The sequence below is a fragment of the Microbispora sp. H10885 genome (assembly GCF_014161415.1).
GTDB classification, from domain to species: Bacteria; Actinomycetota; Actinomycetes; order Streptosporangiales; family Streptosporangiaceae; genus Microbispora; species Microbispora triticiradicis.
Window position 1 is genome coordinate 121,009 of record NZ_JABBWY010000006.1, and the last position, 21,098, is coordinate 142,106.

General features: G+C 71.3%; 17 protein-coding genes. 12 read left to right on the top strand and 5 right to left on the bottom strand.

Features of this window, described 5'->3' with window-relative positions; translation table 11 throughout:
* The first annotated feature begins 268 nt into the window (after positions 1–268).
* The 3 genes from HHX37_RS17250 (at position 269) to HHX37_RS17260 (ending at position 2,751) form a co-directional block, all read left to right on the top strand.
* On the top strand, positions 269–1,093 hold the full coding sequence (locus tag HHX37_RS17250) for a ThiF family adenylyltransferase (RefSeq protein WP_182886068.1): 825 nt from the start codon (positions 269–271) through the stop codon (positions 1,091–1,093).
* Positions 1,090–1,935: a pyridoxal-phosphate dependent enzyme gene (locus HHX37_RS17255; protein WP_182886069.1), complete on the top strand. Its 846-nt coding sequence runs from the start codon at positions 1,090–1,092 to the stop codon at positions 1,933–1,935. The genes HHX37_RS17250 and HHX37_RS17255 overlap by 4 nt, the downstream gene beginning before the upstream one ends.
* 531 nt (positions 1,936–2,466) lie before the next feature.
* Positions 2,467–2,751, top strand: coding sequence for a hypothetical protein (locus tag HHX37_RS17260; RefSeq protein WP_182886070.1), 285 nt, complete (start codon positions 2,467–2,469; stop codon positions 2,749–2,751).
* Between the two features lie 34 nt (positions 2,752–2,785).
* Here HHX37_RS17260 and HHX37_RS17265 read toward each other — a convergent pair whose 3' ends face one another.
* On the bottom strand, positions 2,786–2,962 hold the full coding sequence (locus tag HHX37_RS17265) for a hypothetical protein (protein ID WP_182886071.1): 177 nt from the start codon (positions 2,960–2,962) through the stop codon (positions 2,786–2,788).
* 74 nt (positions 2,963–3,036) lie between these two features.
* Here HHX37_RS17265 and HHX37_RS17270 point away from each other — a divergent pair, with 74 nt between their 5' ends.
* Both HHX37_RS17270 and HHX37_RS17275 read left to right on the top strand, forming a co-directional pair.
* On the top strand, positions 3,037–3,765 hold the full coding sequence (locus tag HHX37_RS17270) for a glyoxalase (RefSeq protein ID WP_182886072.1): 729 nt from the start codon (positions 3,037–3,039) through the stop codon (positions 3,763–3,765).
* Between the two features lie 97 nt (positions 3,766–3,862).
* On the top strand, positions 3,863–4,729 hold the full coding sequence (locus HHX37_RS17275; RefSeq protein ID WP_182886073.1) for a dihydrodipicolinate synthase family protein: 867 nt from the start codon (positions 3,863–3,865) through the stop codon (positions 4,727–4,729).
* Here the strand turns inward: HHX37_RS17275 and HHX37_RS17280 are convergent.
* A complete protein-coding gene (locus HHX37_RS17280) occupies positions 4,726–5,952 on the bottom strand; it encodes a DUF6716 putative glycosyltransferase (RefSeq protein ID WP_182886074.1) in 1,227 nt (408 codons plus the stop codon). The genes HHX37_RS17275 and HHX37_RS17280 overlap by 4 nt on opposite strands.
* Positions 5,949–7,001 carry a hypothetical protein gene (locus tag HHX37_RS17285; RefSeq protein ID WP_310740413.1) on the bottom strand — a complete coding sequence of 351 codons (1,053 nt, stop codon included), beginning with the start codon at positions 6,999–7,001 and terminating at the stop codon, positions 5,949–5,951. Before HHX37_RS17285 ends, HHX37_RS17280 begins: the two co-directional genes overlap by 4 nt.
* Positions 7,002–7,099: 98 nt before the next feature.
* Between HHX37_RS17285 and HHX37_RS17290 the strand changes: the two genes are divergently transcribed.
* From HHX37_RS17290 to HHX37_RS17320, 7 genes are all read left to right on the top strand, one after another.
* Complete coding sequence (locus HHX37_RS17290) at positions 7,100–7,918, top strand: aldo/keto reductase (protein WP_182886075.1); 819 nt, start codon at positions 7,100–7,102, stop codon at positions 7,916–7,918.
* Between the two features lie 379 nt (positions 7,919–8,297).
* The gene (locus tag HHX37_RS17295; protein ID WP_310740414.1) at positions 8,298–9,749 is read left to right on the top strand and encodes a sulfatase; all 1,452 of its coding nucleotides are present in this window, start codon (positions 8,298–8,300) and stop codon (positions 9,747–9,749) included.
* Positions 9,750–10,052: 303 nt separating this feature from the next.
* Positions 10,053–11,402, top strand: coding sequence for an ABC transporter substrate-binding protein (locus HHX37_RS17300; protein ID WP_182886077.1), 1,350 nt, complete (start codon positions 10,053–10,055; stop codon positions 11,400–11,402).
* An 84-nt stretch (positions 11,403–11,486) separates the two neighbouring features.
* A complete protein-coding gene (locus HHX37_RS17305; RefSeq protein ID WP_150934900.1) occupies positions 11,487–12,461 on the top strand; it encodes a carbohydrate ABC transporter permease in 975 nt (324 codons plus the stop codon).
* Positions 12,458–13,351, top strand: coding sequence for a carbohydrate ABC transporter permease (locus HHX37_RS17310; RefSeq protein WP_182880586.1), 894 nt, complete (start codon positions 12,458–12,460; stop codon positions 13,349–13,351). Before HHX37_RS17305 ends, HHX37_RS17310 begins: the two co-directional genes overlap by 4 nt.
* Before the next feature lie 41 nt (positions 13,352–13,392).
* The gene (locus HHX37_RS17315) at positions 13,393–14,784 is read left to right on the top strand and encodes a GH1 family beta-glucosidase (protein ID WP_182880833.1); all 1,392 of its coding nucleotides are present in this window, start codon (positions 13,393–13,395) and stop codon (positions 14,782–14,784) included.
* Between the two features lie 28 nt (positions 14,785–14,812).
* Positions 14,813–15,832 carry a LacI family DNA-binding transcriptional regulator gene (locus HHX37_RS17320; protein WP_111701018.1) on the top strand — a complete coding sequence of 340 codons (1,020 nt, stop codon included), beginning with the start codon at positions 14,813–14,815 and terminating at the stop codon, positions 15,830–15,832.
* A gap of 90 nt (positions 15,833–15,922) precedes the next feature.
* On the opposite strand, the gene HHX37_RS17325 is transcribed toward HHX37_RS17320, so the two are convergent.
* Positions 15,923–19,099, bottom strand: coding sequence for a non-ribosomal peptide synthetase (locus tag HHX37_RS17325; RefSeq protein WP_182886078.1), 3,177 nt, complete (start codon positions 19,097–19,099; stop codon positions 15,923–15,925).
* A complete protein-coding gene (locus tag HHX37_RS17330; protein ID WP_182886079.1) occupies positions 19,096–21,087 on the bottom strand; it encodes a non-ribosomal peptide synthetase in 1,992 nt (663 codons plus the stop codon). Before HHX37_RS17330 ends, HHX37_RS17325 begins: the two co-directional genes overlap by 4 nt.
* Positions 21,088–21,098: the final 11 nt, after the last annotated feature.

Here is a 21,098-nt window from a genome sequence, read left to right on the forward strand (position 1 = left end):
CTAGGATGTCGGCGTGGAACCCGATGACGGTCGCCGTGGACGTCAAAGGGCGGCCCGTCATTCCGAGGAGGGCGGCGGCCGCCGCCTCCCCCTCCTGTATCCGTGACGCCGCGCGCATCTGCGCTGAGACGAACACCGAGACGCCCGTCGGGCATTCCGTGAGGCGTTTCCTCGGCAGGATTCAGATGCACGCCCCCGGCTCGGAACACAGACTCGGCCTGCCGAGGGCGCTGCGGCACTCCACAGCGGAATGGCTCCGTGTGCAGAAATGAGGTTGCCCGTGGAAGGCTTCACCGTGAATCCCCGGCTTCAACGTAATCTGGGAATTCTGGACGAGGAGTCCATGCAGAAGGTCGCGGACACCCATGTTCTCGTGGCCGGGGTGGGCGGCGCGGGCGGGCAGTGCGCGGTGGATCTGGCCCGCCTGGGCTTCGGCTGGGTGACGCTGGCGGATTTCGACGTCTACGAGGTGCACAACGCCAACCGCCAGATCGGCTGCTTCGACAGCACCCTCGGTCAGCCGAAGATCGAGGTCGTCGGCGACATGTGCCAGGACATCAACCCGGAGCTACGCATCCGCAAGGCCGCCGAGGGCGTGACGGAGGACAACATCGACTCGCTGCTGTCGGGATTCGACGGCAAGCCGGTGGACTACGTGGTGGAGACCATCGACATCGCCGGCGCCCGGGCCAAGGAATGGTTGCATCAGGAATGCCGCAAGCGGGGCATCGTCGTCATGACCGGCCTGATGCTGGGATTCGGCGCCGCCCTGCACGTCTTCCAGCCCGAAGCGCCCCTCTACGAAGACCTGTTCATTCTCCCGGACGGACGCGTCGACCTCCCCAAGATCGTTCCCGGGCTCGGCAGCTACGTCGTCCAGGAGTACTGGGACGCCTGCTTCGCCGGACGCGGACACGCTCCCACCTGCGTTCTCGGAGCCACCACCGCGGCCGGGATGATGGTCGGCGAGATGATGCGCGGCATCCTGCTGGGACGCGATCAGATGGTGTCCCACCCCGAATACCTGTACGTCGACCTGTTCGACCACCGCTATGTCCGAGGCTCGGTCGCCGGCTGCGTCTCCCCCACATGAACGCCACGCCCACTCGTTTCCCCCTCACCCGGCCCGAGGAGAACGGCCCCGCCGTGCTGTGGGGCGGGATGTACGAATCCGGCAGCCTCAAGCACCTGACGTACGAGCCGTGCCTGAACGCGGTTCCCCGGGCCGCCCGGGGATTCGTCGAGATCTCCGGCTCCTCGACCGCGCTCGCCCTGGACCTGCTCGGGAGAAGACGACGACTGCCGACCGTCGCCGTCGCCGACGCGTCCGGCCGCGATCACCTCACCCGGCGCGGCTTCCGCGGCCGGGTGCACACGATCACGAGCATCGGCGAAGCACACGAGGTGTGCCTGGAGTACGAACGGGCGGGCTGGTACTGGCCCAGGCAGTTCACCAACCCGGCCCTGGTGGGATACGTGGAGCGATGGGCGTGGCGTCTTCTGCGGCAGCTCCGCGCGGACTGGCCCGGCGTCCGCCACCTGGTGTGCGGGTTCGGCACCGGCGCCACCGTCGCGGGACTGCACCGCGTCTTCGCCCCGCTTGGGTACGCGGTCGTGGGACTGCAGGCCAGGCGAGGCGACCCCGTTCCCGGATGGCGGAACTACGCCCTGCAGAACGTGGGCGAGCGGGATCTCTTCCACCGCTACCAGGCGGACGTCCCGCTGGCCACCGCAGCCGGAGCGGACGCCCCCGGTAGAGGTGCGCTGCAGTCGCTTGTGGCGTTCGCCCATACCCACACCCATCCCGAACAGGTACTGGTGATCTCCCACGACGGCCGGCCCCGCCCGGATCTCGCAGGGCGATCCGATGACCGGCCACAGTGGGTTCAGCCCAGGAGCCCGGCCCCTACCGACAGGCCGCGGTCACTCGGTTAAGAGCGACCCGCTGCACCATGCGACACCACCGGTTCGGAGGTACGGATTTTGCTCCACGAGATCCCGGAGACAGGGCGTGGACGGATAGTCGCCGCCACGGTACTGGACGATCTCCTTCGCGAGTGTGAAGCCTGGTTCAGCCGGCGAGGGCTGACTCTGAGACACGACGAGGACGTCTCGAACTGGGTCCTTCATATGCGAACAGCGCCCGCGACCGACGGCATAAATCCTACTTATGACCCGGAACACAGCCCCGTTTCCCCAGGGAACAGTTACTGGCTGGACGTCAGGGACCGCGACGCACGGACCGTCGCGTGCATCGCCGCTCGAATGATTCATACGGACGACTTCGCGCAGCACATGAGCTCCATGCGGCTGTGGTTCGACCCGCTCCCCTCGGAGATGGGAGGGCCACTGAATCTTCTTCTGCCTTCGGATACGCAGGTCATCTCCGGCGCGGTGGCGCACTACGGTGGACATTGGGTCCACCCGGACTGGCGGGGAAACGGAATACCGGGAATCCTCCTCCCCATGGCGAAGATCCTCACGATGGAGCTGTTCGGGAGCGACTGGGACACGGGGATCGTGCTCTCGAACAGTGCTCAGAGACGCGACCTCATGGCCGCGTACGGTTTCGCGAAGGCAGAACTCTGCTACTCCGGCTTCTTTCCTCCTCTGCATCGCGACGAGACCTTCTTCCTGGTTCGCAGCACCCGGGAACAGACCCTGCGCGACCTGCCCAATGTGATGGCCGGTTTGCGCGAGGACGGAGAGACCCCGGTCCTCACAACCCGGGCCGGAAGTAGAAACGGTTGAGGCCGGCGGCGTTGGAGATGACGCCGCCCGCGGCTCAGGCATGGGAGGAGTCGGAGCGGGTGATGTCCTCCAGGCCGCCGCTCGCGTCGGTGGTGTAGCCGTTCAGGTGGGTGCCGGGATGGTGCGGCCGGTGGTGGGCAGCGCGGGACAGGTTCCGGCCCGTGACATTCCCGGCTCCAGCGCTCCCGGCGCACCTGGTGACGTGAGGCACGGCGTCTGGAGCGATCCATGTGCGAGTGCCGCCGAAGGCTGTAACCATCGCCGGGCGACAGGAAGGTGACTGACTTGAGTGAGCCCGCGGTCCGGCCGAACGAGACGACGGTGCCCTTGATGCCGTGCGCGTCGGTGGAGGAGACCCTGGCGTTCTACGAGGCGCTGGGATTCGAGGCGACCTACAAACAGAGCAAGCCCTATGTCTATCTGGCGTTGCGGTGGAGCGGATTCCAGCTCCACTTCGGTCCGGCGCCCAAGGGCCTGGATCCGGCCCGGGAGGAGTCCGGCGGCTGCCTCGTCATGGTCGACGCCGTGGCGCCGTACCACGCGGCGTTCGTCGCGGCGATGCGCCGCGTCTACGGGAAGGTGCTGAGTTCCGGCCTTCCCCGCATCACCCGCTACCGCCCCGGCGCGTCCCGGTTCACGCTGATGGATCCGTCCGGGAATTCGATCATATTCATCCAGCGCGACGAGCCGGCCGAGGTGGAGTACGGCGGCTCGAAGAAGCTGACGGGCCTGGCCAAGGTGCTCGACAACGCCCGGATCCTGCGCGAGTTCAAGAACGACGACCTGCAGGCCTTCCGCGCGCTCAAGTCCGCGGTGCGCAGGCACGGCGCGGACGCCTCGCCGGTCGAGCGGGCCATCGCCCTGTGCCACCTCCTCGACCTGTCCACGGTCCTCGGTGAGCCCGCCGATCCCTGGCTCTCCGATCTGCGTGGTCTGGAGCTCACCGCCGACGACAGGCGGCGCGTCGAGTCGGAACTCGGGCATCTCGCCGGACTCCAGGAGTGGCTCCCCTGAAAGGAACGCGGCATTGATGCCGCGATTAGAGGTGCTAATAAATAAATTCAGGAGAATTAAATTGTTCTTATAGATCGCGGTGCCGGACGCTGCCGTCATGACACTGACCGGTTTGTACGTCCCACTGATCACCCCCTTCGACGTCGAGGGCGCCGTCGCCCTGACAGTGTTGGAAGCCCTGGCGCACGACGTGCTGGACGCCGGCGCGACGGGCGTCGTCGCGCTGGGCACCACGGCGGAGCCGGCCTCGCTGACGGACGGCGAGCGGCGCGCCGTCCTCGACGTGGTCGCCGGGGTCTGCCGGGCCCGCTCGGCGGAGCTTCTGGTCGGCGCGAACACGGCGGAGGCGCTGACGGCGCTACGCCGCCGTCCCGAGGTGACCGCCGCCCTCACGCTCGTGCCGCCGTTCGTGCGGCCCGGCGAGGCCGGGGTGGTCGCGCACTTCACCGCGCTCGCCGCGGCGAGTCCGGTGCCTCTGGTCGTCTACCACGTGCCGTACCGGACGGGTCAGCACCTGTCCACCGACGCCCTCCGGCGGCTCGCCGGGCTGCCCGGTGTGGCCGGGGTGAAGTACTCCGCCGGTGGGATCGACGCGGAGACCGTCGAGCTTCTGGCGGATCCGCCGGAGGGTTTCGCGGTGCTGGGCGGTGACGACGTCGTCATCTCACCTTTGCTGGCGCTCGGCGCGCACGGCGGGATCCTCGCCTCGGCGCATCTCGCCACAGCGCGGTTCGCCGAACTGATCACCTTGTGGCGGTCGGGCGACGCCGCCGGGGCCCGGGCGCTCGGCCACCGCCTGGCGGCCCTGTCCGCGGCCCTGTTCGCCGAGCCCAACCCCACCGTCGTCAAGGCCGTCCTGCACGCAAGGGGCCGCATCCCGGCCCCCGGCGTACGGCTGCCGCTGCTGCCGGCGGGCCCGGAGGCGCTGCGACGGGCGCTTTGGGCGGCGGACGCCGTCGTCTAGAGGGCCTTGAGGTAGCGGCGCATGCGGCGCTTGGCGCGGTAGCCGTACCGGAGGACCTTGGGCGGCACCTCCAGGCGCAGCCGGGCGCGGCGGCGGGCGGCGGCGTGCTCGGGACCGTCCAGGAGCGAGCGGGCCGGCTCCAGCGTGCCTGCGCGGACCGCGGAGACCAGCGCAGCCACCCGGCCGGTCCAGTCGGTGGCCGAGGCGTCGTGGAAGTAGTTGGCCCGGCACCACTCCGCGTCCGGGGTGCGGAAGTCCGCCTTCGCCAGGTCGTCGAGCGTGCCGAGGCAGCCGCTGCCCTCGAACACCAGGTTGATCATCTCAGCGCTCACCCCGAAGTCCGACAGCACGAGCAGCGGCACGTGCCCGGCGATGGCCTCCAGCGCGGCCGTCGAGCTGACCGTGACGAACCCGGCCGCGCGCGACAGGTGCTCGTGCATCGGCCCAGCGGCGAAGCGGACCAGGTCGCGATCCACCCGGCCCTCGTCGGCCAGCGCGTTCCACAGCCGCTCGTAGTGGTGGCGTTCGTTGTGCGTCTGCCGCTCGTCGTCGCGGGCCCGCAGCTTGACCACCACATCGAGGTCCGGCCGGGCCCCCGCGAGCGCGGCCAGGGCCAGCAGCACGTTCTCGCGTTCCTCGCGGCGGCGGGGCACCTTCGCCTGCGTGGCGAACACCACCCGGTCGCGGACGCCCCCGCCGGTCTCCGCTCCGAGGCCGCCGAGGTCCAGGTAGGGCAGCCGGGCGAGCGCCACCGCCCCTCCCCCGCCCAGTTCCCGGCCGATGGCCGAGAACTCGGCGACCTCGCGGCCGCTGTGCACCACGAACAGGTCGCAGCCGCTGCGGAACAGCCAGGCCTTCTCCGTCGCGGGCACGGAGATGCCGGGCAGCCCCGACACCAGCACCGGGCGGGGCCGCAGCCCGGCCAGCGTCTCCGCCGCCAGCGCGTCCACGACGGGTCCGGTGCAGGCGAGCAGCACGACGTCGGGCCGGAACCGTTCTGCGGTCCGCCGCAACTGCCGCGCCGGCAGCACCGCGGGCAGTTCCCGCCCCGCGGCCCCGGCCCGGGTGCCGCTGACCGCGGCGGCGATCTGCGCCGCCGAGGGCGCGATGGGGGTACGGACGACGACCAGGTCCGTGGTCCAGTCCTCCGGGAGCGCGTCGAGCAGGCCCGCGGCCCACTTGAGGTACGAATCGGAGTCGGCCACGGCGAGCAGACGGGTCAAGGAGCGACCTTTCCTTCACTTGTACGGGGAGAGTCCGGCGGCGCCCCGCTCACCTGCTGGGGCTGGTGCGCGAACAACTGGAGATGGGAACGGAGGGACGGGGCGGCCGAGGAGGTCCACCAGTCGTCCGGCACGTCCACGGCCTCCACCGGCACGCCCCGGGCCGACAGCAGCACGCGCAGCGAGGTCACGGCGGTGGACGGCAGGCTCAGCACCCGCTGGCCGGGCCGCAGGTCGCGCAGCGTCATCTCGGCCGGGGCCCCGGCGTCGTACACGGTCAGGCCGGCGATGCGGCGCACCCGGTCGAGGTCGCGGGGGTCCTCGCGCCGGTGGGGGAAGTACGCGACGGGCTCCTCGATCCGCTCCAGCCAGCGCAGGTAGCGGTCGCGGTGGATGAGCCCGTTGCGTACGAGCGAGGTGCCGAGCACGACCGTGCGCTCCGGCGGCGGCCGGTCGGCAGGCTGGGCGCGCAGCCAGGCGAAGTCGTGCCGGACGAGCCGGACGCCCGCGCCCTCCACCTCCTCGGCGAGGCCGGGGGGCACGGGAAGCGCGGTGAAGACCGAAGGGCGGCGCGTGCGCAGGCGGAGCCCCGCCGCCGCGCCCAGGACCCTGCGGCCCAAGCTCGCCGTCGCGCGGGCGCGCAGCAGGGGGCGCCGCGCGACCAGTAACTCCAGGAGGCGGATCGTGGCGAGCCCGTCGTCCACGAGCACGGTGCGCCCGGGCACGGCCGTCACGAGGGCGAGCTGGACCCGCCCCGAGAAGGCGTCGCCCACCGCCCAGGTGCGGCTCGGCCGGGGAATCCGCTCGGACGGCTCGGCGAACTCCAGCCCTTCGGGCAGCCCGAGCCGCCCCAGCTCACGCCGGGTCATCCGGAGCGCGGGCAGCCCGGCCCGAGGCACCACCCGGGTGACGCTGCCGAGGAGCCCCGCACTGTGCGCCTCGACGACGCACAGAAGCTGCAGGGGGGACTCCACCCATGCGACGGCCTGCCCCTGCCCGGCGGCGTGGCGCCGTCCCTCGTCATCCACGCCGCGTGAGGATTCGTTCACGACGCGCTCACCCTAGCCACCCCGTGCGACGTACGCGGGAACTCGGGGTGAACGGACCCCGAAGGGATCATGCCGAGGCGTTGGGGCAGCATGGGGGCATGGAAGACATCGACTTGAACAACGGCGTTCCCATGCCCCGGCTCGGCTTCGGCGTCTGGCAGGTGGCCGACGACGAGGCGGAGAAGGCGGTCACGACGGCGCTCGAATGCGGATACCGGAGCATCGACACGGCCAGGCTCTACCAGAACGAGGAGGGCGTCGGCCGGGCCCTGCGCGCCTCCGGCATCCCCCGCGAGGAGCTGTTCGTCACCACCAAGCTGTGGAACGACCAGCAGGGCTACGACGAGGCGCTGCGCGCCTTCGACGGCAGCACGCGGCGGCTCGGCCTGGAGACCGTCGACCTCTTCCTGATCCACTGGCCCTCGCCGAAGCAGAACCGGTACGTCGAGACGTGGCGGGCCCTGGAGAAGCTGTACGCCGACGGGCGGGTCCGGGCGATCGGGGTGTCCAACTTCACCGTGGACACGCTGGAGCGCCTGCTCGCCGAGACCGGCGTGGTCCCCGTGCTCAACCAGATCGAGCTGCACCCGCAGCTCGCCCAGCGCGAGCTGCGCGAGTTCCACGCGCGGCACGGCATCGCCACCGAGGCGTGGAGCCCGCTCGGCCAGGGCCGGGGCCTGCTCGACCTGCCGGTTCTCGCCGAGATCGGCGGCCGGTACGGCAAGACCGCCGCGCAGGTGGTGCTGCGCTGGCACCTCCAGCTCGGCAACGTGGTGATCCCGAAGTCGGTGACGCCCTCGCGCATCAGGGAGAACATCGAGGTCTTCGACTTCGAGCTGAACGCGGAGGACATGGCCGCGATCGACGCCCTCGACGCCGGTCGCCGCCTCGGGCCCGACCCCGCCACCTTCGGATAGGAACCGGCCCGCCGGACAGGAAGACCGGCCCGCGCCCCGCGGAACCCGCGCCTCATAGAACTCGCCTATAGAAAGCGCGCCCTATAGAGAACGGTCGCGCCGCCCTCCCCGCGGCACCCCGCCGCGCGGAGGGCGGCGCGTACGAGCCGGGTGCGCGCATCCGCGGCGTGGCTCTCAGAAGTGCGCGGCGTGAGCGGATGCGAGCACGCAGCGGGCCCGGCGTGAGGGGACGGGCCCGGCGTGAGCGCAATAAGAGTGGACAGGCGTGGCCGGGCCGGGGACGCATGTCACGGCGAAGCCTCCCGAACCGGACGCGGCGCGTCCACAGGGTCACCCCGCGTGCGTTTCCGCAGGCGGGCAGGGGGATATGGTTGCTGCCGTGCCGCAACCGCGACGATCGACGAAGCTGTGGGCAGGGCTCGCCGCGGCGCTCCTACTGGCTCTCGGGCTCACCGGCGCGGCCCGGGTCGAGCCCGCCCCGCCGGAGCACCGGCCCAACATCGTGCTGATCCTGACCGACGACCTCGACGCGGCGGATGTCAGCCGGTTCCCCAACATCGGCAATCTGCTGGTGAGCCAGGGCACCACCCTGTCGCGCTTCTTCGTCACCAATCCCTGGTGCTGTCCCTCCCGCTCCTCGATCCTCCGCTCGCAGTTCATGCACAGTCACCAGGTCGAGAGCAACCGGGCGCCGACCGGCGGGTTCACGAAGTTCCGGCCGCTGGAGGCGTCCACGATCGGGACGTGGATGCACGACGCCGGCTACCGGACCGCGCTCTTCGGCAAGTATCTCAACAACTACCCTCAGGGAGCGCCGCGCACGTACGTCCCGCCCGGCTGGGACGAGTGGGCCGTGCCGGTCACCCGCCTCTACCAGGAGTACGGCTACGCGCTCAACGACAACGGGACGATCCGGCGGTACGGCGACGCTCCGGAGGACTACCTGGAGGACGTGCTGAGCGCCAAGGCGGCGGCGTTCGCCTCGTCGGGAAGCGCACCGTTCTTCCTCTACCTCGCCCCCGTCGCGCCGCACCTGCCCGCGCACCACGCGCCGCGTCACGCGGCCGCCTTCGCGGACGAGCAGGCGCCGCGGACGGCGTCGTTCGACCAGGCCGACCTGTCCGCCGAGCCCCGATGGCTGCAGGAGCGGACGCCGTTGTCCGACGCCGAAGTGCGCAGGATCGACCGGGTCCACCGCGACCGGCTGCGCGCGATGCTCGGCGTGGACGACATGGTGGGCGCCCTGGTGGACGCGCTCGCCCGGGCGGGGCGGCTCGACGACACCTATATCTTCTTCACCTCCGACAACGGCTTCCATCTCGGCCAGCACCGGCTGAGGCCGGGCAAGACGACGCCCTTCGAGGAGGACATCCGGGTCCCGATGGTGGTGCGCGGGCCCGGCGTGCCGGCCGGGGGCGTGATCGACGGGCTCGCCTCGTCCGTCGACCTCGCGCCGACGTTCGCCGAGCTGGGCGGAGCGTCCGTGCCGCTCTCCGCGGAGGGCCGCTCGCTCGTCCCGCTGCTGCGCGGGCTCGACGTGCCCTGGCGCGACGCCGTCCTGGTCGAGTTCTACCACCCCTCCTACTCACCGCAGTCGCCGCCGAGCTACGCCGTGCTGCGCACCGGCCACTACGCGTACGTGGAGTACGAGACCGGGGAACGGCAGCTCTACGACCTGTGGGAGGACCCGGCGGAGCTGCGCAACATCGCGGGCTCGGCGGAGCCCGGCGTCGTCGCCGTGCTGTCGGCCCGGCTGGCGCTGCTCCGAGCCTGCGCCGGGATGACCTGCGCGCTGACGGACGCCGTCGGCGTCGGAGACGGCTCGGCATAACGGCGACTCCGGCCGCGGGTTAGGGGCAACCGGTATTCATTTCTGCCCATATGGTGATGGGAGCGCTCCCATGCGTAGTATGTACCGTAAAATCCCATTTGAAGGCCCTAACCCCCCGTGGAGTAACAGTTAGGTTTCGGCATATTGACGCCCGCGTTGCTCATAGAGGACCCTTCGTGGGAGCGCTCCCAACAGCGCTCGCACATACAAGCACAACCATTGATCGCGGGCCGTGACGTCGGGGACCGGCCTGGGATGAACCTCCCAAGAGATTCGGGTACCACCTGAGAGGGGTCCGGAAGAATGTTCAACAACTCGCGCCGCGGCAGGCTGCTCGCGGTCGCCGCGGTGGCGGCGCTGACGCTCGGCGTCACCACCGCCTGCGGCTCGGACGACAAGCCCGCCGACAACGCGGCAGGCGGCTCCACCGCGGCGGCGGGTCCCGTGACCATCACGCTTCAGACGTTCGGCGGCGGCAAGAACTTCGGTTACAAGGAGGCCGTCGACAAGTGGAACGCCGAGCACAAGGACATCACGATCAAGTATGACAACCTGACCGACCAGTTCGAGCAGGTCTACTGGCCGCAGATGATCCAGTGGCTCCAGTCCGGCGCGGGCGCCGGCGACGTCGTCGGCATCGACGAGGGCGGCATGGGCCTCGCCAAGGCGCACCCCGAGTGGTGGGCCGACCTCGGCGAGTTCGGCCTGCAGAACCGCAAGGCCGACTTCGCGGACTGGAAGTGGGAGAACGGCGTCACCGCCGACGGCAAGCTGTTCGGCCTCGGCACCGACGTCGGCGGCATGAGCCTCTGCTACCGCCGTGACCTGTTCGAGAAGGCGGGCCTGCCGGCCGACCGCGACGAGGTCAGCAAGCTCTGGCCGACGTGGGACGACTTCGTCAAGGTCGCCCACAAGTTCCAGGACAAGATCAAGGACACCAAGTTCGTCGACGGCACCAACACGCTCTACAACGTGGTCCTGGTGCAGGAGGCCGCCAAGAACGGCAACGTCTCCTACTTCGACAAGGACAACAACCTGATCGTCGACAAGAACCCCGCGGTCAAGTCGGCCTACGAATTCGCCCAGAAGATCAGCCAGGAGGGCCTCACGGCCAAGCTGCGCAACTTCACGCCCGAGTGGAACACCGGCATGAAGAAGTCGCAGTTCGCCACCCTCGGCTGCCCGTCGTGGATGCTCGGCGCGGTGAGCGGTGACGGCGGCGCCGGACCGGACTTCAAGGGCAAGTGGGACGTCGCGGCGGTGCCCGGCGGCGGCGGCAACTGGGGCGGCTCCTGGCTCGCGGTGCCGAAGCAGTCCAAGCACCCCAAGGAGGCCGCGCAGGTCCTCGACTACCTGACCGGCAAGGAGGCCGAGGTCAGCGTCTTCAACTTCGCCGGCAACATGCCGAGCAACGTCCAGGCGCAGCAGGACCCGGCCGTCCAGGGCGCGAAGAACGAGTACTTCAACGACGCTCCGGTCGGCGACATCTTCGCCAAGTCCGCCGCCGCGCTCCAGCCGGTCTTCCTCGGCGTGAAGCACGCCCAGGTCAAGAACGCGGTCGAGTCGGTCGTCTCGGCCATCGACGACGGCTCGGTGCCGTACGCGAACGGCTGGAAGAAGCTCGTCGACGACGCAGTGAAGGCCGCGGGCTGATCCTGCCCGCCAGGTGAGCACCGGCCCGCCGCAGCGGCACCCCGCCGGCGGGCCGGTCGCCTGCTTTCACCCGAAAGGTAACTTATGAGCCTGCACGTCGACGCCGGGCGACCCACCCGCGCACCGATGCCGCCCGGCCGGAGGCACGTCCGGCCGAGATCGGGCCGGTCCTTCCTCACCTGGCTGGACCTCAAGGCCGCTCCGTACCTCCTGGTCTCTCCCTACTACCTGCTCTTCCTGCTCTTCGGGCTCTTCCCGCTCGGGTTCACCCTGTACTACTCGTTCTTCGACTACGACCTCACCGGCACGGTCGAGTGGACGGGCCTCGGCAACTACACCGCCATGCTCGGCGACGCCGACTTCTGGAAGGCGGTCGTCAACACCCTCGCGATGTTCGTCATCGCGACGGTCCCCCAGATGCTGCTGGCCCTGCTGCTGGCCAACGCGCTGAACAAGCGGATGAAGGCGCAGCTGTTCGTCCGGCTGGGCGTCCTGCTCCCCCTCGTCACCTCCGTCGTCGCGGTGGCGGTCGTCTTCACCCAGCTGTACGGCCGCGACTACGGCGTGGTCAACTGGGTGCTGAGCTGGTTCGGCATCGATCCCGTCAGCTGGAAGACCGAGCGCCTCCCCTCCTGGCTCGCCATCGCGACGATGATCGACTGGCGCTGGACCGGCTACAACGCGATCATCTTCCTGGCCGGCATGCAGACGATCCCCAAGGACCTCTACGAGGCGGCCTCGATCGACGGCGCGTCCCGGCGGCGCCAGTTCTGGCAGATCACGATCCCGATGCTCCGGCCCACGATGATCTTCGTGGTGCTGAACTCCACCATCGGCGGTCTCACGCTGTTCTCCGAGCCGACGACGTTCTACAACGGCAACGTCCACGGCGGCACCGACAGCCAGTTCCAGACCGTGTCGATGTTCATCTTCGAGCAGGGCTTCCGCGAGTTCGACTACGGCTACGCGTCCGCGGCCGCCTGGCTGCTGTTCCTGCTCATCCTCGTAGGGTCGGCCATCAACTTCATGCTCATCCGCCGGATCGGGGGCAACAAGTGACCACGCTCTCCGCGCCCGCCAGCACGCGGCGGCGCCGCGCCAAGGCGCCGGGAGGCGCCGCCGGCATCTGGTCGGCCACGCCGATGACGAGGCTCATCCTCGCGGTCACGATCATCATCTCGGCGTTCCCGCTGTACTACATGATCGTCATCGCCTCGCGCACCAACACCGAGGCGACCGACATGCCGCCGCCGTTCCTGCCGGGCGGCAACCTCGGGGAGAACATCAACCGGGTGCTCACCAACCCCGACGCGCACTACCTGACCGGTCTCACCAACTCGCTGATCATCTCCGCCACGGTGACGGTCTCGGTGGTGCTGATCTCGACGTTCGCCGGTTTCGCGTTCGCCCGGCTGCACTTCAAGGGCGGCAAGATCCTGCTGCTGTTCGTGCTGCTGACGATGATGGTCCCGCTGCAGCAGATGGGCATCGTCCCCCTCTACCGCCTCATGGTCAACCTCGAATGGGTCGGCTCGATCAAGGCGGTGATCCTGCCCTTCCTGCTCAACGGCTTCGGCGTCTTCCTCATGACGCAGTACACCGAGCAGGCCGTGCCCAACGAGCTGGTCGAGGCCGCCCGCGTCGACGGCGCGTCCACTCTGCGGATCTGGTGGAACGTCATCCTGCCGGCCGTACGGCCGGGCATGGGAGTGCTGGGCATCAACACGTTCATGCTCAACTGGAACGAGTTCATGTGGCCGCTGATCGTGCTGAACCCGGACAACCCGACGGTCCAGGTCGCGATCAACTCGCTCAACGCGAAATACGGGACGGACTACGTGCTGATCTTCAGTGGCACGCTCTTGTCGATCCTCCCGCTCATCGTCGTCTTCATCCTGTTCGGCCGACAGATCATCGGCGGACTCATGGAAGGTGCGGTCAAGGCGTGACAACGCAAGACACACGACCAGAGGCGGAGGCGGCCGGCCTGATGTTCCCCACCGGGTTCGTCTGGGGCGCCGCGACCTCCGCATACCAGATCGAGGGTGGACTCACCGCGGACGGGCGGGGCACCTCGATCTGGGACAGTTTCTGCCGTCAGGAGGGCCGGATCGTCGGCGGCGACCACGCCGAGATCGCGATCGACCACTACAACCGGTACCGCGACGACGTGAAGCTGATGGCCGACCTCGGCCTGACGGCCTACCGGTTCTCGGTCTCCTGGCCGCGGATCCAGCCCGACGGCTCGGGCGCGTACAACGCCAAGGGCCTCGATTTCTACAAGAGGCTCGTCGACGAGCTGCTCAGCTACGGCATCGACCCGTGGCTGACGCTCTACCACTGGGACCTTCCGCAGGCCCTGGAAGACGCGGGCGGGTGGCCCGCGCGGGACACGTCGAAGCGCTTCGCCGACTTCGCCGCGACCGTCCACGCCGAGCTCTCCGACCGGGTCAGGAACTGGAGCACGGTCAACGAGCCCTGGTGCTCGGCGTTCCTGGGGTACGCCTCGGGCGAGCACGCGCCGGGCAGGCGTGAGCCGGCCGCCGCGCTGCGCGCCGCGCACCACCTCAACCTCGCGCACGGCCTGGCCGTGCAGGCGATGCGGGCGCAGAACGCCGGCTCGCAGATCGGCGGGTGCGTGAACCTCTACCCGGTCACGCCGGCCACCGCCAGCGAGGCCGACCAGGACGCCGCCCGCCGCATCGACGGGCTGCAGAACCGGTTCTTCCTGGACGCGCTGCTCAAGGGCGCGTACCCGGAGGACGTGCTGGCCGACCTGAGCCACATCTCCGACATGTCCTTCATCCAGGACGGCGACCTGGCCGCGATCGGCGCGCCGCTCGACATGCTGCTGGTCAACTACTACAGCCGCTTCACCGTGTCGGGCGCCCCCGGCGGCGCCGTGTCGGCCGCGGCCGCCCCGACCGACTCCGGCTCGCCGTGGATCGGCAGCGAGCACGTCGGGTTCGTCAACGCCGGCCGCCCGGTCACCGCGATGGGCTGGGAGGTCGACGACAGCGGACTGTACGAGACGCTGCGGCGCCTCGCCGACGAGTACCCGCGCGTCCCCCTCTACATCTCCGAGAACGGCGCGGCGTACGACGACGTGTTCGGCGAGGACGGGACCGTGCACGACCCCGATCGCGTCGCCTACATCGAGGCGCACCTGCGCACCTGCCACGCCGCCATCGAGTCCGGCGTCCCGCTCCAGGGCTACTTCGCCTGGTCCCTGATGGACAACTTCGAGTGGGCGTGGGGATACGGCAAGCGCTTCGGCCTCGTCTACGTGGACTACGAGACCCAGGCGAGGACGATGAAATCGAGCGCGTTGTGGTATGCCGACACCATCAGGCACGGCGGCCTGCTGGGTCGGGCACAATAAGCGCAGACGCGATAAGGGGGCAGTATAGATGAACGGGGACCGCCGTTCCGGAGGTCGGCCGACTCTGGAAGCGGTCGCCGCGCGTGCCGGTGTCGGCCGCGGCACCGTGTCGCGGGTCATCAACGGCTCACCGAAGGTGAGCGACCGTGCCCGCGACGCGGTGTTACTGGCGATCCAGGAGCTCGGCTACGTGCCCAATCGGGCGGCGCGTACCCTTGTGACCAACCGGACCGACACCATCGCCCTGGTGGTGTCGGAATCGGAGCAGCGCGTCTTCGACGAACCGTACTTCGCCGGGCTGATCCGCGGGATCGGCTCGGCGCTGGGCGAGACCGGCCTCCAGCTGATCCTCACGATGGCGCAGAACCGCGCCGAGCACGACCGCCTGGAGCACTACCTGACCGGGCAGCACGTCGACGGCGTCCTGCTCACCTCGGTGCACGGCGCCGACCCCCTGCCGGGACGGCTGGAGGATCTGGGCGTCCCCACGGTGCTCGGTGGCCGGCCCGTCGGGCTGAACCCCTACAGCTTCGTCGACATGGACAACCGCGCGGGCGCGCGGCAGGCGGTCAAGTATCTGGTCTCCAAGGGCCGGAGCCGGATCGCCACCATCGCCGGTCCCCAGGACATGGGCGTGGGTGTCGACCGTCTGGCCGGGTACCGCGACGCGCTGCTCGCCACCGGGATGAGCGAACGCGTCTCGTACGGCGACTTCTCCGAGGAGAGCGGTTCGGCGGCCATGCGTGAGCTGCTGGCCCGGCATCCCGATCTCGACGCGGTGTTCACGGCGTCCGACCCCATGGCGGTCGGGGCGCTGCGCGTGCTCAAGGAGAACGGCATGGTGGTGCCGGACGACGTCGCGCTGATCGGTTTCGAGGACTCGAAGGTCGCCCTGCACACGGAGCCGCCGCTGACCAGCGTGCACCAGCCGACGGAGGCGATGGGCCGGCAGATGGTCCAGCTCCTGATCGCCCGCATCAACGGCGAGCCGCTGGAGCAGCCGGTCGTCATACTCGACACCCACCTGGTGATCCGCGCCTCCGCCTGACGGGAGCCCTACCGCGAGACCGCCGCACACCCCCCGGGGTGTGCGGCGGTCTCGTTTCGCGTGCTTGCGAGCCCGTCCTCTGAGCAGGGCTCAGCCGTCGGCGGACGAGAGCAGGCGCTCGGCCTCCTCCTCCGACATGCCCTCCAGCTCGGCGACGAGCAGGTCCTCCAGCGCGACCGCCAGGTCGGCCACGGTGCGCCGCTCGAAGATCGTCCGGACCGGCACCTCCACCCCGGTCGTACGGCGCAGCCTGGCCGCGATCCGCGTCGCGAGCAGCGAGTGCCCGCCGAGGGCGAAGAAGTCGTCGTCCGCGCCGACGGAGGCGACGCCGAGCAGCTCGGCCCAGACCTCGGCCACCAGCAGCTCCGCGTCCGTGCTCGGCGGCACGTGCCCGGCCGACGGCCCCCGGACCGGCGCGGGCAGCGCCGCGCGGTCCACCTTGCCGCGGCTGGTGAGCGGCAGCGCGTCGAGACCGACCCAGGCGGTGGGGACGAGATGCCGGGGCAGCGTCCGCGCGAGGTGCGCGGCGAGCTCCTCCCCCGTCGCGGTCCCGGTCACGTACGCCACGAGTTCCTCGGCGTGGACCGTCACGAAGGCCTGGCCGACCCCAGGATGGTCGAGCAGCCGCGCCTCGACCTCGCCCGGCTCGATCCGGAAGCCGCGCACCTTGAGCTGCCCGTCGAGCCGCCCGAGGAACTCCAGTTCGCCTGCCTGGTTCCAGCGTGCCCGGTCTCCCGTGCGGTATCTGCGCGCTCCCGGCGGCCCTGCGGGGTCGGGGACGAAGGCGGCGGCCGTGAGCGCGGGGCGGCGCAGGTAGCCGCGGGCCACGCCGGCTCCGCCGACGACCAGTTCGCCGATCGCGCCCTGCGGGACCGGGGCCCCGGCGGCGTCGAGCAGGTGGACCGTCGTCGCGCCGACGGGCCGGCCGATGGGCGGCCTGCCGTGCGGCGCCGCGCCGAGGCCGGCGCCGAGGCCGGCGCCGAGGTCGGCCCACGTCGCGATGACCGCGGCCTCGGTCGGGCCGTAGGTGTTCAGCAGGCGGACTCCGTCGCCGAACCGGCGGCGCCAGCGCGTCACGGCGCCGCCGGACGCCTGTTCGCCGCCGATGATCACCAGGCCGAGCGCGGGCGGCCAGGCGATCTGGTCGATCTCCTCGACCAGGTGGTGCCAGTAGGCGGTGGGCAGGTCGAGCACGGTGATCCGCTCCCCGCCCGGCGCGGCCAGCAGGTCGGGCAGCGTCGCCGCCCCGCCGGGGAGCAGCACCAGGGTCGCTCCCGCGGCGAGCGTCGGGAACACCTCTTCGAGGTGGGTGTCGAAGCTCAGCGACGCGAACTGGACGACGCGGTCGCCGGGCGTCAGGCCGTACTCGCCGCGCATCCACCGGATCCGGGCCGCGATGGCGCGGTGCTCGACGGCGACGCCCTTGGGGCGGCCGGTGGAGCCGGAGGTGGAGATGACGTAGGCGACGTCTTCCGGCCGTGTCCCGCCCGGCCCGTCCGGCCTCTCTCCGTCCGGCCGTTCGCCGGCGGCCGCCTCTTCCTCGGCGAGCCCGCCCGCCGGGTCGACGGCGGTGAGCCCGGCGGGCGGCGTACGGGTCGTGATCACATGCGTCGCCCCGGCGTCGGCGAGCGAGAAGGCCATCCGCTCGTCCGGCTCGTCCGGCTCGAACGGCAGGTAGGCCGCACCGGCCCGCCAGACGGCGAGCAGCGCGACGATCGCCTCGGCCGATCGGGGCAGGCGGACGCCGACCACATCGCCGGGGCGGACGCCGGACCCGCGCAGCGCCGCGGCGAGCCGGTCCGCCCGCCGGTCCAGCTCGCCGTACGTGACCTCGGTCTCCCCGCAGACCACGGCGACGGCCTCGGGCGTGCGGCGGACGGTCTCGGCGATCATCTCGGGGACCGTCGGCCCGGGGACGTCCGCGCCGTCGCCGGCCAGGGTGCGGATGTCGGCCTCGTCGTCGCCCGTCCAGAGGCGCAGCTCGGAGATCCGGCGGTGCGGCTCGTCGGCGACGGAGGCGAGCAGGAGCAGGAAGCGCTCGGCGAGCCGGCGGACGGCCTCCGCCTCGTGCGGGGAACCGCTGGACCCGTCGTGGCCGAACGACACGGTGATCCCGGCGCCGTCCCGCCAGGCCTCCGTGTAGAGGCCGAGCTTCACCTGCCGGAAGCCGTCGGGGAAGAAGCCGACGGACAGGTCCCCGAAGGGGCGGGTGGGTCCCACGTCCTGCGTGTGCAGGATGAACACGGTCGGCATCAGCGCCTGGGCGGGGTGCCCGATCCGCTCGAACGGCACCGAGGTCTTGCTCATCGCCGTCAGCGCCTCCCGCCCGGTACGCCGCAGCAGCTCGCTGAACGCGGGATCCCCACCGAGGTCGCCGCGCAGCACGACGGTCTGCGTGAGGTAGCCGATCAGCGGCTCCAGCTCGACCCGCTCGCGCCCGGCGACGACGGTCCCGACGAGGACGTCGTCGTGGCCGGAGTGGCGGTGCAGGAGCACCTGGTAGGCCGCCATGAGCACGGTGAACAGGGTGGTCCGGTGCTCGCGGGCGAGCCGGTCCAGCCGGTCCGCGACCTCCGGGCCGACCCGGACGATCTGGAACCCGCCCTGCCCGTGGCCCTCACCGCCCTCCGCGCCGTAGGCGTCCCCGCCGCCGATGCCCCCGATGCCGTACGGCAGGTCGGCCGGCGGCGGATCGGCCAGCCGCTCCTGCCAGTACGGCACCGCGCGCTCGGCGCGGCGGCGCTGCCAGCGGGCGTAGTCGGACGGGTGGACCGGCAGCGGCGCCAGTTCCGGCGCGCGGCCGCGCAGCCGCGCGGTGTAGCACTCCGCCAGGTCGTCGAGGAGGATCCCCAGCGACCAGCCGTCGCCGATGATGTGGTGCATCGTGACGCACAGGACGTGGTCCAGCGGCCCGATCCCGATCACCGCCACGCGCAGCGGCACGCCCTCCGCGAGGTCGAACGGCGCGTTGACGCGCTCGGCGACGAGCCGCCCGGCGTGCTCCTCGCCGGTCGCGGCCGGCCACGCCACCGGCGGCGGGGACCCGGCCGGTTCCGCGACCGCCCAGGGGACGCCGTCCTCCTCCTCGAACCGGGTACGCAGGCCCTCGTGCCGGGCCACCACGTCGGCGATCGCCCCTTCGAGGGCGTCCCGGTCGAGGGGGCCGCGCAGCCGGCGGACGAGATACATGGTGTAGGAGGCGTCGCGCGGATCGAGCTTCTGCAGGAGCCAGAGCCGTTCCTGGTCCGGCGAGAGCGGCGCCCTCATCGGTCCGACATCCCGTCGAGCACGGCCGCGAGGTCCTCGGCGCTGAGGCCGTCGAGTTCGTCGCGGAGCGCGGCGATCTCGGCGAGGTCGAAGTCGTCGTCGTCGAGCCGGTCCATCGCCGCCGCCAGCCCGGCCACCGTGGGGTTCTCGAACAGCTCCACGATCGGCACCGCGATCGCGAACCGCGCCTGGACCCTGGCGATGATCTGGGTGGCGGTCAGCGAGTGCCCGCCCAGCTCGAAGAAGTCGTCGTCGACGCCGACCGGCTCCGCGATGCCCAGCACCTCGCCCCACAGCGCCGCGAGGTCCTCCTCCAGCGCCGTGGACGGGGCCCGGTACGGCCGGCTCCCGGCGCGGGTCCACTCGGGCGCGGGCAGGGCGCCGCGGTCGAGCTTCCCGTTGGGCGTGAGCGGCAGGGCGTCCAGCACCACGAGACGCGCCGGCACCATGTATTCGGGGACGCTGCGGCGCAGCCGGTCCCGGAGGGAGGCCCACAGGCCCGCCTCGTCGGCGTCCGAGTCCGTTTCCCGGAAGGTCTCCCCGGCCGCGGCCTCTTGGATGACGTGCTCTCCGGCGGTGTGCTCTCCGGCGGCGCGCACGACGTAGGCCACTAGGCGCGCGAGGCCGTCGGGACCGGCGTGGACGCCGACCGCGGCGCCGGCCACCTCCGGCGCGGCCCGCAGCACGGTCTCGATCTCGCCCAGCTCGATCCGGAAACCGCGCACCTTCACCTGCTGGTCGGCCCGGCCAAGGTAACGGAGCCTGCCGTTCTCCAGCGCGGCCAGGTCTCCCGTGGCGTACAGGCGGGCCCCGGGCGTGCCGGAGAAGGGGTCGGGCCGGAACCGGTCCGCCGTCTGGCCCGGCATGCCGCGGTATCCCCTGGCCAGTCCGGCTCCGCCGATGTGCAGCTCCCCCGCCTCGCCGGGCGGCACCGGACGCCCGTCGGGCCCGAGGATGTGCACGGTCGTCCTGCCGATGGGCTCACCCAGGTCGATGGGGGCGGGCAGCCCGCTCTCGTCGGTCAGGGCGACCCGCCCGGCCGTCGACCAGACCGTCGTCTCGGTCGGGCCGTACACGTTCCAGAGCCGGGCGCCGTCGGTGAGGAGGGCGTCGGCGAGGTCGCGGGGCAGCGCCTCGCCCCCGCACAGCCGGGTCGCGATGTTCCCGGGGACGCCGCCGGACTCGATGAGGATGCGCCAGCTCGCCGGGGTCGCCTGCATGATCGTGACGGCGTCGGTCACGGCACGCGACCGCAGGGCCCGGCCGTCCGTCGTCTCGTGCGCGGACGCGACGACGACCCGGGCGCCGCAGGTCAGCGGCAGGAGCAGCTCCAGCACGGAGATGTCGAACGACAGCGTGGTGACCGCGAGCCAGGCGTCGCGCGGGGTGAGCTCCAGCAGGGAGGCGAAGGACTCCAGCAGGTTGACCACCGCGCCGTGCGGGACCGCGACCCCCTTGGGCCGGCCGGTGGACCCGGAGGTGTACATGAGGTAGGCGAGCTCCCCCACCGGCCCCTCACCGTCACCGTCCTGCCCCTGGCCCGCGACCGGCACACCGTCCCACGCCAGCTCGACGACGTCCGGGACGCCGTCGAGCAGCCGGGAGTCGACGCCCTGCCCGGCCAGCACCAGCCGGATGCCCGCGTCCTCGCGCATGTGGCGGAGCCGGTCCTCCGGGAACGCCGGGTCGAGCGGCACGTACGCGCCGCCGGCCCGCCACACGGCGAGCAGCGCGACGACCATGCCGGGGCACCGCTCCAGGCACAGGCCCACCGGCGTCTCCGGCCCGACGCCGCGGGCGCGCAGCAGCGCCGCCAGCCGGTCGGCCCTGTCGAGCAGCTCCCGGTACGTCAGCACGCCGCCGTCGCCGCTCACGGCGACCGCGCCGGGGCTCTCGTCACGCCACCGGCGGATCAGCGCGAGCGCCGTCGCGGCGTCCGTTCCCGGCTGCCCGGCACGAGCCGGCACGCCGCTCACCGCGTCACTCACTGTCATGCACC

Bases quoted from the DNA above. Each gene is read 5' to 3' on its own strand.
- HHX37_RS17250 (WP_182886068.1), top strand. From the start codon at position 269: ATGAGGTTGCCCGTGGAAGGCTTCACCGTGAATCCCCGGCTTCAACGT.
- HHX37_RS17255 (WP_182886069.1), top strand. From the start codon at position 1,090: ATGAACGCCACGCCCACTCGTTTCCCCCTCACCCGGCCCGAGGAGAAC.
- HHX37_RS17260 (WP_182886070.1), top strand. From the start codon at position 2,467: ATGGCGAAGATCCTCACGATGGAGCTGTTCGGGAGCGACTGGGACACG.
- HHX37_RS17275 (WP_182886073.1), top strand. From the start codon at position 3,863: ATGACACTGACCGGTTTGTACGTCCCACTGATCACCCCCTTCGACGTC.
- HHX37_RS17290 (WP_182886075.1), top strand. From the start codon at position 7,100: ATGGAAGACATCGACTTGAACAACGGCGTTCCCATGCCCCGGCTCGGC.
- HHX37_RS17300 (WP_182886077.1), top strand. From the start codon at position 10,053: ATGTTCAACAACTCGCGCCGCGGCAGGCTGCTCGCGGTCGCCGCGGTG.
- HHX37_RS17305 (WP_150934900.1), top strand. From the start codon at position 11,487: ATGAGCCTGCACGTCGACGCCGGGCGACCCACCCGCGCACCGATGCCG.
- HHX37_RS17315 (WP_182880833.1), top strand. From the start codon at position 13,393: ATGTTCCCCACCGGGTTCGTCTGGGGCGCCGCGACCTCCGCATACCAG.
- HHX37_RS17320 (WP_111701018.1), top strand. From the start codon at position 14,813: ATGAACGGGGACCGCCGTTCCGGAGGTCGGCCGACTCTGGAAGCGGTC.
- HHX37_RS17325 (WP_182886078.1), bottom strand. From the start codon at position 19,099: ATGAGGGCGCCGCTCTCGCCGGACCAGGAACGGCTCTGGCTCCTGCAG.